Raw genomic sequence first — 12435 nt, forward strand, 5'->3', positions numbered from 1 at the left:
CGGACGCCGGTGTCCGAGCCGTGTCAGCCCCGTGTCAGCCCGGTCGGTGACCGTGGTCGGCACCACCACCACGAGAGGAACACCGATGAGCCAGGTCGACGTCCCGCACGGACTTCCCATGGAACGCGACGCGGGCCCCTTCGACCCGCCGCGCGAGATCACCCGGCTGCGCGAGGCTCGCCCGGTCAGCCCGCTGGTCTTCCCCGACGGTCACGAGGGCTGGCTCGTCACCGGCTACGAAGAGGTCCGGCAGCTGATGGCCGACACGCGGTTCAGCTCCCGCCTGGACCTCGACGTCATCCACGTGCCGTACGAGACGGGCATGCCGGTCGCCACCGAGCCGTCCCCGCAGATCCCGGGCATGTTCGTCGCCATGGACCCGCCGGACCACAGCCGGCTGCGCAAGCGGCTCACCGGCGCCTTCACCGTGAAGCGGATGAAGCAGCTCGAAGAGCACATCGCCGACGTCGTCGAGCGGCAGCTGGACCACCTGGCGCGGCTGGCTCCGCCGGTCGACCTGGTCAAGGAGTTCGCGCTCCCGGTGCCGTCGCTGGTGATCTGTGAACTGCTCGGCGTGCCGTACGCGGACCGGGAGAAGTTCCAGGCCGACTCCGCCCAGTTCATGGTCAGGGAGCAGTCGCTCGAGGAGAAGATGGGTGCGTACATCGCGCTCAACACGTACCTCTCCGAACTGGTCACGAGCAAGCGCGCCGAGCCGGGTGAGGACATCCTGTCCGACCTGGCCCGCCACGACGACCTGACCATCGAAGAGCTGACCGGCGCGGCCTTCCTGCTGCTGCTCGCGGGGCACGAGACCACTGCCAACATGCTGGCGCTGGGCACTTTCGCGCTGCTTGAACACCCCGCGCAGCGCGCCGAACTGCGCGCCGACCCGGAACTGCTGCCGGGCGCAGTGGAGGAGCTGCTGCGCTACCTGTCCGTGGCCGACATCTTCTTCCGGTACGCGACGGAAGACCTGGAACTCGGCGGGGAAACGATCGCCAAGGGCTCGACCGTCGTCGTCTCGCTGCTGGCGGCCAACCACGACCCGCGGCGCTTCGACAACCCGGACACGCTCGACATCCACCGCAACGCCCGTGGCCTGCTGTCCTTCGGTCACGGCATCCACCAGTGCCTCGGGCAGCAGCTGGCCCGCGTCGAAATGCGCGCCGGGTTCGGCGGCCTGCTGCGCCGCTTCCCGACCCTGGCACTGGCCGTCCCGGCCGGTGAGGTGAAACTGCGGACCGACATGAACATCTACGGCGTCCACGCGTTGCCGGTCACCTGGACGGAACAGCCGGCGTAGCTTGGAGTCGTGGACTGGCCGATCAAGCGGGTCGACCTCGGTGAGGTCGGTTACCACCAAGCTCTCGCCGACATGAACACGTGGGTGGAAGAACGTCAGCAGGGCTTGGCCGAGGACCGGCTCTTCCTCCTCAGCCATCCGCCGATCGTCACCTACGGCCCGCGCACCAAGCCCGAAGACCTGCCCGCCGATCTGCCGGCCGTCCAGGTCGACCGCGGCGGGTACGCCACCTACCACGGGCCAGGGCAGCTCGTCGGCTACCTCGTCGTCGACGTCAAGGCGCGCGGGCCCGTCGACATCGTGCGGTGGCTCGAAAACGGCCTGGTGGACGCCCTCGGCTGGCTGGGTTTTCCCGCGGTGCGGCGGGAAACGCCGAAGGGGGCGTCCAGCCTCGCCGGGGTCTGGACACCGGACCACCGCAAGGTCGCCTCGATCGGCATGCGGATCCGCCGCGGGGTCACCAGCCACGGCTTCGCGCTCAACGTCGACCCGGACATGACGGCCTTCCACCGCTTCACCGCGTGCGGTCTCGCCGACGTCACCATGGTGTCCCTCGCCGAGCTCGCCGCCGAACAACGACGGGGGACACCGTCCGATGCCGAGGTGCGGGACGCGGTTTTCGCTGCCCTCACCGCAGGAAGCTGATCACCGCGTCCCGCCCCGCGTGGCCGCGTTCGCGGTTCTGGATCGAGTGCGACGCGCCCGGCACGATCACCAGCTCACCGCGCGGGGCCTGCGCCGATTCCTCCCGCGCCCACTCCAACGGCGTCGAAAGGTCGTGGTCGCCGTTGAGCAGCAGCACCGGGACGTCCGGCAACGGTCCCGCCGGGTTCGAGCCGGGGCGTTCCGCCGGCCACGGCAGGCAGCTCTGGATGAACCCCTGCCGCGTGGCGACTTCGGTCGTGTACGGCCAGGTCGCGCTCGCCGGCAGCGTGCGTGCGGCCAGCGACAGCAGGGGTTGCCGGAACGGGACCGGGGTGGCCGCGGAGCCCCACGGGAAGCGCTGGTCGGCGCACAGCGTCGCCGCGTGGAGGCCGGCGCTGAACGACGCCGGGTCGTCGCCACCGGACTTGTAGGCCTCCAGCAGCTCGTCGAGGTGGGCCGGGGCCCCGCCGCGGGCTTCGTGGAGCGCGCCGATGATGTCGCCCGCCGCCGGGGCGCGGTAGGTCGGGTCGGCGAATTCGTACGAGACGATCGTGTCGAAGATCCGCACCCCGTCGGCCGCGCCGCGGTGGCGGACCACCCACGCCAGGTCTTCGGCCGGGTCGTAGCCGCAGGCCGGGGCCACCGCGCAGGCCGCGCGCAGCACGCGCGCCTCCGCCGTCAACCCCGTCAGGTACAGCGATGCGGACGCGGTCGCGTGGTGCGGCAGCACCGAATCGAGGACGACCTTGCTGACGTTGCGCGGGTGCGCGATCGCGTACCGCGCCGCGGTGAACGAGCCGTACGAGACGCCGTCGACGACCATCTTCGGCACGCCGAGCGCCTGCCGCAGCTGGTCGAAGTCCGCCACGGTCTGGTCGGTCGAGTACAGCGGAGCCGTGTGGCCGAGGATGCGCGCGCATTCCTTCACCGCATCGGGTGACGGCGTCGCGATGTCCGAACTGCCCATCTGCGCCTGCAGGCCGGGACACTGCAGCGCACCCGACGGCCCGGTGCCGCGCTGGTCGAGCATGACGAACCGGTAGTCCTTCGCGACTTCCGGCAGCCGTTGCGTGGCGATCCGCGTGATCGCGCCGACGCCGCCCTGCCCGGGGCCGCCGGTGAGGAACAGCAGCACGCCCTTGGGCGCGGTCACGTTGTCCGCGGTCGCCACGGGCAGGTCGAGCGTGCCCGGCACCCGGCCGGTGTGGTCGAGCGGCACGGTCAGGATCGAGCACGTGAAACCCGGTTGGCCCGGGCACGGATGCGGGTCCGTCAGCTTCGGTCGTCCCCCAGGACGCGCGTCGGCCGCGGCCACACCCCCGAGTGCGGCGGTCAGCGCCAGGACCAGCCCGGCGGTCAGCATCTTCCTGCGCATGGGTGCATCATGCGCACAACGGCGCGGAACCCGCATACCCCCGAACGGGGACCGTCACGGCCAGAGGCGCTCGCGGACCCACTCGCCGCCGGACTTCCGGTACCGCAGCCGCACGTGCCGCCGGTCGTGGCCGGCCTGCCAGAACTCGACCTCGTCCGGGTCCACGAGGTACCGCGTCCACGTTTCCGGGGCCACGTCCGGGTTGTCCGCAACCCAGCGTTCCGCTTCCGCGGCCGCCGCGTCGAGGTCCGCCGGATCGTGCAGCACCTGGGACTGGTGCCCGATGAACGCCTCGACGCGGGACGCCGGCGGCCGGGCCAGGAAGTCGGCCGCGGACACCTCGGGCGCGGCGGGGGAGACCGGGCCGCGCAGCCGGACCTGCCGGCCGCGGCCGGGCCAGAAGAACGTCAACGCGGCGCGCGGATCCTTGCGCAGCTGCAGGCCCTTGGGGCTTTCCGAGCTGGTTGCGACCGCCCAGCCGGCCGGCCCGACATCCTTGAGGATCACCACGCGGGCGTCGGGCGCGCCATCGGCGTCCACTGTGGACAGAGTGACGGCGTGCGGTGCCAGCACGTGCTCGCCGGCCTCGGTCAGCCACTCCAGGAACAGCGCCTGTGGGTCCGGGGGCGCGGTCTCCGGCGTGAACACGGGAAGTTCTTCGGGGAACGACGGCCAGCCGCGCAACTGCACCATGTCAGTAACCGTACGGGCCCTGCTGCGGCGGATGGCCCGGCGGTGGGTAGACCGGCGGCTGCGGACCGGCCGGGCCGGCGTACGGCGGAGGCGGCACCTGCGGCGCGGGCTGGGGCATCGGCTGCTGACCCTGCTGCTGCACCTGCTGCCACTGCTGCCACTGGACCTGCTGGTACACCTCGGCCGGCTGTGGGAAGCAGTATGTCAGCTTCGCGTTGACCGAGCCCTGCATCGCCGCGCCCCAGAGCTTGCCGCCGACGAACGCGTACATCTGCCCGGCCGAGAGGTCCACCGCGACCATCCGCGTCTCGCCGCCGAACTGGTTGGCCGACTTGGCCGACGCGGCCTGCGCGGCGTCGGGGTACACGCGTCCGCCGACGAGCCCGGCGATCACGACGGACCCTGCCGTCCAGCCCATGGTGCCGGTCAGGTTCGCGCGGGCGTGCTGCGTCGCGCGGCCGGTGAAGTCGTACAGCGCTGCGGCGCTGACCTCCGGGACGGCGGCGGCGATCACGCAGTAGTTCATCGTCGTGAGCAGGACCTGCTCGGTGAACAGCCCGACGACGGCCGTGGCGGGCCCGATCTGCACGGAGTTCAGCCGGCCACCGGCCCGCTGGATGCGCTCGGCCATCGCGCCGAGGTACTGCTCGGGGGTGAGCACGCCGCCATCGTCGCACGTCCGGTGGCCACGGCGACGTCAGCCAGCAGTTTTCACACACGCTTCATGGTTGACTGTGCGCGCTATGCGACGACTCGTACTTCTCGCGCCCGCCGTGGCCCTGCTGGCCGGCTGTGGCGCCACCATCGTGACCGGCACCGCGGCTCCCAGCCCGCCGTCCGCGTCCTCCGCCGTGGGCGCCGAGCTGCCCCCGGACCCCCAGCCGGGAGCGACCGAGGACTGCCCGTACCTCGGCAGCGAGGTCGTGGCCGAGGCGAACGGCCAGCACGTGTCGAAGGTGCGCGTGTCCGCCGACCAGCCGCACCCGGCGTGCTTCTTCTACCGCCCGGACGGGAAGATCCAGCTCACCGTGCGGGTGTACGTCGGGGACGTGAAAACGGCGACGGCGCTGGTCAACAAGGCGGCGCCGATCGATTCGTCCAACCCGGCCTCCGATCCGCCGGGCTGGAAGGGCGGCTACCTGTCCTCCGACGACGGCGCCGTTTACGCGGTCGCGAAGGGGGCATCAGCCGTCGTGGTGACGACCAACCAGAAGCAAAGCGTCAAAGCACGCACAGTGGCGAAGAAGGCTATCGCTGCCCTGAAGCTCTAGGTAGTGGGCTCCACACGGGTGAGTGATGTTGATCTTGTATTACGCTGTGCGTCACGCGCAGGCTTCGTGGACTCGCGCACCGCAGCCACCGGGGACCCCCACCCCGGGGCGGGGCACCAACTCTGCAAGGACAAAGGACAAGATTCGTGGCTGACACCCTCAAGGACATCCTGCTCGACTCCGGCCGTCGCCCGGCTGTCGTCTCCGACTTCGAGACCCTCGTCGACGCCGAGGTCTCCGACAAGGGCGGCGTTTCCGGTGCCGTCGTGAAGACCGGCTTCGCCGCGGTCAAGAAGATCAAGCCGGGCATCATCCCCTCGGCCGTCGACGCGCTGCTGCCGGACTTCGCCACCGCGCTCGAGCCGTTCTACGGCGACTACCGCACCAAGGGTGGCAACGACTTCGGTGCCTACCTGTCCAGCCGCTCGGACGAGGCTTCCGACGCGCTGCTGAGCGTCACCGACTCGCGCGCGGAGAAGAGCAGCCGCGACAGCATCAAGAAGGTCTACGGCAAGCTGCGCCCGAACGGCAAGAAGAACGTCGAGGAGGCGCTGCCGCGTCTCGGCCAGCTGATCGACAAGCACGCCGCTGCCGTCTGAGCGGACCCCAGGCACGACTGAAGAGGCCCCCGGTGCACCCCCGGGGGCCTCTTCGCGTCGTGTTCAGTTCTTCTTTTCGGCCGGCGCCGGTGAAGGCGCCTTACCGTTCGCCTGCGGGGCCGGCTTCGCCGCTTCGGCGGGCTTCGGCGCAGGCGGGGTGGCCTTCGGCGGCGCCGGGGCGACCGGAGGCTCCTGCTTCGAGCGGAGGGCGTAGGCGGCGCCCGCGCCGACTACGACCAGGCCGAGCAGCCACGGCCACTTGCGACGGCTGCGGGTGCCCTTGGCGGCCGACTTGGCCTCGGACACGGCGGCGTAGAAGTCCTTCTTCGCCGACTTGAAGTCCTTCTTGCCGCGGCGCTTCGACTCGCCGGCCGCCTTCGCGGCCTTGATGGCGGCCTTCTTCGCCTTGCGACCCGGCTTGCGCAGCTCGGAGAGGCGCGCGAGCGCCTCCTGGCGAGCGGCCTTCGAGCTCTTCTTGAGCTCCTTGCGGGTCAGTTCCGTCTTCTTCGCGAGCTTTTTCTGCGCGCGCCGCCCCTGCTTGACACCCTCGGTGACGAGTTTGTCGGCGGTCTCGACGGCCTGGGCTGTCGCCCGGGACATGGGCTTCACCTCATCATTCGTTTCGACGCTGCTCTGTTACCCGTAACCTATCGTGCCCCTTTTTTGAGCTCCCCGCTCTGTCCTTCTGGGGTCAAACCCCAGACCCCAGCCCGGGGCGAGCCCCCGAACCCCCCAAAGCTGCGGTAGATGGCACGATGAGTCTCGTGAAAGCTACGCTGCACACCAACCAGGGTGACATCCACCTGAACCTGCTCCCCGACCACGCGCCGAAGACGGTCGCGAACTTCGTCGGGCTGGCGGAAGGCACCAAGGAGTACACCCAGCCCAACGCGGCGGGGACGAACTCCGGCCCCTTCTACGACGGGTCGATCTTCCACCGGGTCATCGATGGCTTCATGCTGCAGGGCGGCGACCCGACCGGCACCGGCCGCGGCGGCCCCGGCTACAAGTTCGGCGACGAATTCCACCCGGAGCTGCAGTTCAGCAAGCCGTACCTGCTGGCCATGGCGAACGCCGGCCCGGGCACGAACGGCTCGCAGTTCTTCATCACCGTCGCGCCGACCACCCACCTGAACTTCCGGCACACGATCTTCGGCGAGGTGGCCGACCAGGAGTCGCGCAACGTCGTCGACACGATCGCCCGGACGTCGACCGGCCCGGCGGACCGCCCGCTGACCGACATCGTGATCGAGAAGATCACCATCGAGCACTGACGGCCTTGTCGGCGCGGACACCCGCTTTCGGGGGTCCAGGGGGCTTGCCCCCTGGCGGGGTCTGGGGCTCGGCCCCAGGAGTTTCGGTAGGTTGGTGACATCGTGAATCAACCGCCGAACCCCGCCGCCGAACAAGCCGCGCTTCCCGGGTGCTGGTGGCACCCGAACCGCCCGACCGGGCTGAGCTGTTCCCGGTGCGGGCGTCCGGCGTGCCCGGACTGCCTCCGCGAGGCCCCGGTCGGCTTCCAGTGCACCGACTGCGTGCACGCCGGCAGCCAGCAGCAGCGCCGTCAGCACCGTGACTACCAGGACGCCGGCCTCGGCGGCATGCGCACGATCGCCGGAGCCCGGCCGTCGTCGTCCGTCCTGGCGACGCAGGCCATCCTCGCCGTCAACGTCCTCGTCTTCCTCGTGACCGTGGTCCAGGCCCGCAGCCTGAACGACAACCAGACCTCCGGCCTCTTCCAGGTCGGCGTGCTGTGGGGGCAGGCGACGCTCGGCGCCGGCGAGTGGTGGCGGCTGTTCACCTCGGGCTTCCTGCACTACGGGCCCATCCACATCGCGGTCAACATGTTCTCGCTGTGGATGATGGGCCGCGCGCTCGAACCGGTCTTCGGCAAGGTCCGGTACCTCACGCTCTACTTCGTCTCGATGCTCGGCGCGTCGACGGCCGTGCTGCTCTTCGACAGCCTCGACGGTGGCACCGCCGGCGCGTCCGGCGCGCTGTTCGGCCTGATGGGCGCCTACGGCGTCATCGTGCTGAAGCTGCGGCTGAACCCGACCGGGCTGATCATCACGCTCGCGCTGAACGCGTTCATCACCTTCGGCGTCGCGAACATCTCGATCCTCGGCCACGTCGGCGGCCTGGTCACCGGTGCGCTGGTCACCGTGGCGATCCTCTACGCCCCGCAGGCACGGCAGGCCACCTACCAGGCGGCCGGGGTCGCCCTCCTCGTCGTCGCGATGATCGGGCTCCTGGTCTACAAGGACGCCCAGGTCGCGGCGCAGACGTGCCAGTTCGCCCAGTACCGCGGCGAGCAGGTCTACAGCTGCGGCTAGCTGCGCAGCGTGCTGAGCACGTCGAGGACGTCGCGGGGGTCCTCGCCGAGGTCGAGCCACCCGAAGACGTACAGCTGCTCCTCGTGCTCGACCTCGAGCGTGACGCCGTCGCGGCCCAGTCTGCGGGTCGTGCGCAGCCGCGTACGGGTCTGGGCCCACGGCAGCCGGTGCGTGCCGCTCAGCGTCCGGGCGACCAGGCCCTCGGTGCCGGCGGCCAGCCGGGGCCGCACGAGCGTCGAGTGGGCGGCGAACGCGCCGACGGCCAGCGTCGCCAGTGCGAACAGCACCAGGCCGCCGCGGTCGCCGGTCGCCGCGTCGGTCACCACGCCGGCCAGCAGCAGCGCGGTGACCGCCCAAGCCGATACCACAAGGGCCGGACGCGGCGCCCACGAGGTGGGGTAGTTATCCACAGGGGTTATCCACACTGGGGATGAGTCACACCGGTGTAATTCGGCGTCAAGCCGCCATTCGGAGTAATACTGCGCCGATCATTGCCACTCCGACCACAGGCAATCAACGCCAGCGCATAGTCATGAGCAGGCCCGCGATCATCAGCGCGAACCCGCCGGCGAAGTTCCAGTTCCCCAGGTCGGCCATCCAGGAGATCTTGTCCCCGGCGATGTAGTTCACCAGCAGCCACACCAGGCCCAGGACCATGAACCCGAACATCGGGATCTTCCAGGCGAGGCCGGTCGGGCCGGCGGCCCGCACCTTCACCGGCGTGCGCCGGTCGGCAGGTGGGGTGTAAGCGGTCTTCTTGCGGACCTTGGACTTGGGCATCGTGTGTTCCTCGCGGTGCTCTTCGGGCTCGTCTGGTGGCGATGTCCCGCTGAGGGTGCGCAACCAGCGCCACGTGCACACGTTAACGTAAACGACCGCAGGAAAGCAGCGGCCGGACTGGTCGGATTTTCCCGCACCGTGACATCGGCGTCACCCAGGGTTCGACGCGGCTTGAGAGGAGCTTGCGTGACGATGCGCGAAGGACCGGATGACGACCGGCGCAGACAGCCCGGACAACGGCCGATGCCCCAGCGACGTCCCGTGACGCCCCCGCGCGGCCAGGTGCCGCCCCACCAGCCCCAACGCGGCCCCCAGGGGCAGCCACCCCGGCGTCCGCAAGGGCCGCCGCCCCGTCGTTACGCCGGCCCGCCCCCGCTGCCCGGCGCGAACGAAGAGACCGTCATCTTCGCCCCGGTCGGGAGGGGCGGCACCGCGACCAAGGAGAAGACCGCCCCGCCCCCGCTCGGCAAGGGCGGCGTCGCGATCCGGACCGCCGGCGAAATCCTCATCACGCTCGGCCTGGTCGTGCTGCTGTTCATGGTCTACGAGCTCTACGTGACCGACCTGTTCTCGGCGGGCAAGCAGTCAGAGGCGAGCGACCAGCTCGACGGCGAGTGGGCGCACGACCGCACGCTGCACCCCGAGCTGATCGACGGCAAGGCGTTCGCCCGCATCCACATCCCCACCTTCGGCGTCGACTACAACTTCACCATCCAGGAGGGCACCGACGACGCCGCCCTCGAAGTCGGCCCCGGCCACTACAAGGGCACGTCGCTGCCCGGCGAGCCCGGCAACTTCGCCGTGGCCGGTCACCGCGTCGGCAAGGGTGCCCCGTTCAACGACCTGGACAACCTCTCATCTTGTGACCAGATCGTGATCGAGACCTCCGCGGACTTCTACATATACAAGGTCCTGCCGTACGACGACGAGGTGAAGGACTGGGCCGGTGGCAAGGGTGCCGACCCGAAGTGCAAGGGCGTCTCGACCCTGCGCGACCCGAACGCCGAAGACGGCGGCGCGTACAGCGAGACCTTCGGCCGCAAGGTCGTGCTGCCCAGCAACGGCACCGCGGTGAACCCGGTCCCGTACAAGGGCGCCGACGTGCTGCCGAAGGCCCAGCAGGCCGCGCTGCTCACACTCACCACCTGCCACCCGCAGTTCTCCGCGCGGGAGCGGCTCATCATCACCTCGGTGCTGACCCAGCAGGTGCCGAAGAACCAGGTCAAGAACTACGCCGACCTGCTTTCGAAGATCGGGGAGGCCTGATGTACGCCTGGATCTGGCGGAAGCTGCCCGGTCCGTTCGTGGCGAAGCTGTCCGTGGCGGTCGTGCTGGTGCTCGGCGTCGTCGCGCTGCTGATGTTCGTCGTGTTCCCGTGGCTGGAGCCGCGCCTGTGGTTCAACGAGGTCGCCGTCAACTGAGACGGAACCCGCCGCCGGAGGACCCGTGAAACGAGCCTCCGGCGCGCTGCGGGCTAGCAGTCCCGCAGTTCCGGGCTCTGGTTGAGCAGCTGGCCGCGCGGCGAGACGAACGCCCGGTAGCGATCACTGTCGAGTTCGGACTTCTTGAACACGGCGACGCGGTGGCAGTTCTGGAAGGCCAGCTTGACGCCGAAGTGCCGCTCGAGACCACCGCGGATCGCGTCCGACGCCAGCGCCCGCAGCAGCTGGCCGCGGGCGGCTTCGCTCGGGGGCGGCGTCTCGTTGTCGGCGAAGCCGTCCGCCGCGCCCTCGGCGTCGGCGATGACGCCGGTGATGACCTCCCAGGCGTAGGGCAGGGACTCCTTGACGCAGGTGACGAACTCGGCGTCGGTGACCTCCCCGCGCTCGGCCTTTTCCAGCAACGCGGGTGACACGTCCAGGGACATCGAACCTCCAGTTTGAGCAGGGCCACCTTCCTGGCTACCGCCCGGGTGGCCCGGCCACAAGAGAAAACGATGATCATCACCACTTTGGCCGAAGCGGTGGTCACTCCCAGCGGAACAGCCGTGCCGCCAGTGCCGTTCCGACCACCGCGAAGCCGCCGAGCACGGCCAGCTGCAGCGGCTGCACGCCGGTGCCGACCCAGGCGTCCTGCAGCGGCTGCGACCCCGGCGGCACGTAGTCGCCGATCCGGCGGAGCACCTCCGGCAGCAGCGGCCGCGGCAGGTACACGCCACCGAAGAACATGGTCGGCAGGAACGCGATCATCGCGACCCCGGACGCGGCCTTCGACGTCCGGGCGACCGCGGCCGCGATCAGGCCGAGCGCGAACATCGAGACCACGCCGAGCACCAGCGTCAGCACGAACGACAACGGGTGCTTCGGCAGCGGGACGTCGTAGACGGCGTTGGCCAGCCCGAGCACGAGCCCGATGCCCGCCAGCGCGACCACGACGTGGATCAGCAGCTGCGCGCCCAGCAGGTTCACCGGGTGCACCGGTGTGGTGGACAGCCGGCGCAGCACGCCCTGCTCGCGGTAGGTGGCGACGGCGGCCGGGATCGACTGCAGCGCGAGCATCGCGAGGCTGATGACGATCAGCGAAGGCACCCAGGCGTCGATGAACCGGTACCCGCCGGCGGCCGGGCTCGGTTCGGACATGCCCGGGATGGCGCCGATCGCGAGCAGCAGGACCGACGGCAGCAGGATGCCGGCCACGCCCACGAACGGCGAGCGGAGGAAGAGCTTCGTTTCGGTGGTGGTGATCTTGGCGAAGGTGGTCATCGGGCACTCCTCGTGAGCGAGACGAACGCGTCGTCCAAAGTGGAGGCTCCGGCCGTGGCGCGGAGCTCGGCCGGGGTGCCGGTGGCGGCCACGCGCCCGGCGTCGAAGATCGCGACGCGGTCGCAGAGCCGCTCGGCCTCGTCCATGAAGTGGGTGACCAGCAGGACCGTGACGCCCGTGGCGCGGACGCCCTCGACGAGCCGCCACGTTTCGCGGCGGGCGTGCGGGTCGAGCCCGGTGGTCAGCTCGTCGAGGATCGCCAGCTCGGGCCGCCCCACGAGTGCCAGCGCGATCGACATGCGTTGTTTCTGGCCGCCGGAAAGCTTCCCGAAGTAGCTGCGGGCGTGGTCACGGAGGTCGAGCTGGTCGAGCAGGGTGTCGACGTCGGCCGGCTCCGGGTAGAAGGCGGCGAACAGTTCCAGCGCTTCCCGCACCCGCAGTTTCGCGGGCAGCCGGCTCTCCTGGAGCTGGACGCCGACGCGGTGGGTCAGCGCCGCGCGGTCGGTCGCCGGGTCCAGGCCGAGCACGGAGATCGTGCCGCCGTCGGCCTGGCGGAGTCCTTGGAGGCATTCGACGGTGGTGGTCTTCCCGGCGCCGTTGGTGCCGAGGATGCCGAAGATTTCGCCACGCTCGACGGTGAACGAAACGCCGTCGACCGCGACCCGGGTGCCGTAGCGCTTGCGGAGGTCGGTGACTTCGATGAGTGGCATGGCTCCGAACCTACGAACTCG

General features: G+C 70.2%; 17 protein-coding genes. 8 read left to right on the plus strand and 9 right to left on the minus strand.

Features of this window, described 5'->3' with window-relative positions:
* Positions 1–85: 85 nt before the first annotated feature.
* Both A3CE_RS0123715 and lipB read left to right on the plus strand, forming a co-directional pair.
* A complete protein-coding gene (locus A3CE_RS0123715; protein WP_020642605.1) occupies positions 86–1306 on the plus strand; it encodes a cytochrome P450 in 1221 nt (406 codons plus the stop codon).
* A gap of 9 nt (positions 1307–1315) precedes the next feature.
* Positions 1316–1951 (plus strand): lipoyl(octanoyl) transferase LipB, encoded by a 636-nt coding sequence (gene lipB / locus A3CE_RS0123720; RefSeq protein ID WP_020642606.1) that lies wholly within the window; start codon positions 1316–1318, stop codon positions 1949–1951.
* Here the strand turns inward: lipB and A3CE_RS0123725 are convergent.
* From A3CE_RS0123725 to A3CE_RS0123735, 3 genes are read right to left on the minus strand one after another with little or no spacing between them, the layout of a single operon-like run.
* Entirely contained in the window at positions 1935–3326 is a 1392-nt protein-coding gene (locus tag A3CE_RS0123725; protein WP_026468791.1) for an alpha/beta fold hydrolase, read from the minus strand. The genes lipB and A3CE_RS0123725 overlap by 17 nt on opposite strands.
* Before the next feature lie 54 nt (positions 3327–3380).
* Positions 3381–4019 (minus strand): pyridoxine/pyridoxamine 5'-phosphate oxidase, encoded by a 639-nt coding sequence (locus A3CE_RS0123730; RefSeq protein WP_020642608.1) that lies wholly within the window; start codon positions 4017–4019, stop codon positions 3381–3383.
* Position 4020: 1 nt separating this feature from the next.
* Positions 4021–4680, minus strand: a complete 660-nt coding sequence (locus tag A3CE_RS0123735) for a hypothetical protein (protein ID WP_020642609.1) — start codon at positions 4678–4680, stop codon at positions 4021–4023.
* An 82-nt stretch (positions 4681–4762) separates the two neighbouring features.
* Between A3CE_RS0123735 and A3CE_RS0123740 the strand changes: the two genes are divergently transcribed.
* The gene (locus A3CE_RS0123740; protein WP_026468792.1) at positions 4763–5290 is read left to right on the plus strand and encodes a DUF2020 domain-containing protein; all 528 of its coding nucleotides are present in this window, start codon (positions 4763–4765) and stop codon (positions 5288–5290) included.
* Positions 5291–5436: 146 nt separating this feature from the next.
* Complete coding sequence (locus A3CE_RS0123745) at positions 5437–5889, plus strand: DUF6918 family protein (protein ID WP_020642611.1); 453 nt, start codon at positions 5437–5439, stop codon at positions 5887–5889.
* Between the two features lie 63 nt (positions 5890–5952).
* Here A3CE_RS0123745 and A3CE_RS0123750 read toward each other — a convergent pair whose 3' ends face one another.
* The gene (locus tag A3CE_RS0123750; RefSeq protein WP_020642612.1) at positions 5953–6489 is read right to left on the minus strand and encodes a hypothetical protein; all 537 of its coding nucleotides are present in this window, start codon (positions 6487–6489) and stop codon (positions 5953–5955) included.
* Between the two features lie 155 nt (positions 6490–6644).
* Between A3CE_RS0123750 and A3CE_RS0123755 the strand changes: the two genes are divergently transcribed.
* Together A3CE_RS0123755 and A3CE_RS0123760 are read left to right on the plus strand one after the other, a co-directional pair.
* A complete protein-coding gene (locus tag A3CE_RS0123755; RefSeq protein ID WP_051183785.1) occupies positions 6645–7163 on the plus strand; it encodes a peptidylprolyl isomerase in 519 nt (172 codons plus the stop codon).
* 102 nt (positions 7164–7265) lie between these two features.
* Positions 7266–8222 (plus strand): rhomboid family intramembrane serine protease, encoded by a 957-nt coding sequence (locus A3CE_RS0123760; protein ID WP_020642614.1) that lies wholly within the window; start codon positions 7266–7268, stop codon positions 8220–8222.
* Here the strand turns inward: A3CE_RS0123760 and A3CE_RS0123765 are convergent.
* Together A3CE_RS0123765 and crgA are read right to left on the minus strand one after the other, a co-directional pair.
* Positions 8219–8590, minus strand: a complete 372-nt coding sequence (locus A3CE_RS0123765; RefSeq protein ID WP_020642615.1) for a PH domain-containing protein — start codon at positions 8588–8590, stop codon at positions 8219–8221. The two genes, A3CE_RS0123760 and A3CE_RS0123765, sit on opposite strands and share 4 nt — an antisense overlap.
* 145 nt (positions 8591–8735) lie before the next feature.
* Positions 8736–9002 (minus strand): cell division protein CrgA, encoded by a 267-nt coding sequence (gene crgA, locus A3CE_RS0123770; RefSeq protein WP_020642616.1) that lies wholly within the window; start codon positions 9000–9002, stop codon positions 8736–8738.
* Positions 9003–9194: 192 nt separating this feature from the next.
* On the opposite strand from crgA, the gene A3CE_RS0123775 reads away from it, so the two are divergent.
* Together A3CE_RS0123775 and A3CE_RS51590 are read left to right on the plus strand one after the other, a co-directional pair.
* The gene (locus A3CE_RS0123775; RefSeq protein WP_051183930.1) at positions 9195–10268 is read left to right on the plus strand and encodes a class E sortase; all 1074 of its coding nucleotides are present in this window, start codon (positions 9195–9197) and stop codon (positions 10266–10268) included.
* Positions 10268–10423: a hypothetical protein gene (locus tag A3CE_RS51590; protein ID WP_020642618.1), complete on the plus strand. Its 156-nt coding sequence runs from the start codon at positions 10268–10270 to the stop codon at positions 10421–10423. Before A3CE_RS0123775 ends, A3CE_RS51590 begins: the two co-directional genes overlap by 1 nt.
* 53 nt (positions 10424–10476) lie before the next feature.
* On the opposite strand, the gene A3CE_RS0123785 is transcribed toward A3CE_RS51590, so the two are convergent.
* The 3 genes from A3CE_RS0123785 to A3CE_RS0123795 all read right to left on the minus strand — a co-directional run bounded on the left by A3CE_RS0123785 (position 10477) and on the right by A3CE_RS0123795 (position 12414).
* Positions 10477–10869, minus strand: a complete 393-nt coding sequence (locus tag A3CE_RS0123785) for an SCO5389 family protein (RefSeq protein WP_020642619.1) — start codon at positions 10867–10869, stop codon at positions 10477–10479.
* 100 nt (positions 10870–10969) lie between these two features.
* Positions 10970–11704 carry an ABC transporter permease gene (locus A3CE_RS0123790; RefSeq protein ID WP_020642620.1) on the minus strand — a complete coding sequence of 245 codons (735 nt, stop codon included), beginning with the start codon at positions 11702–11704 and terminating at the stop codon, positions 10970–10972.
* Positions 11701–12414: an ABC transporter ATP-binding protein gene (locus A3CE_RS0123795; protein WP_020642621.1), complete on the minus strand. Its 714-nt coding sequence runs from the start codon at positions 12412–12414 to the stop codon at positions 11701–11703. Before A3CE_RS0123795 ends, A3CE_RS0123790 begins: the two co-directional genes overlap by 4 nt.
* Positions 12415–12435: the final 21 nt, after the last annotated feature.

It is taken from the genome of Amycolatopsis balhimycina FH 1894 (assembly GCF_000384295.1).
Taxonomy (GTDB): Bacteria; Actinomycetota; Actinomycetes; order Mycobacteriales; family Pseudonocardiaceae; genus Amycolatopsis; species Amycolatopsis balhimycina.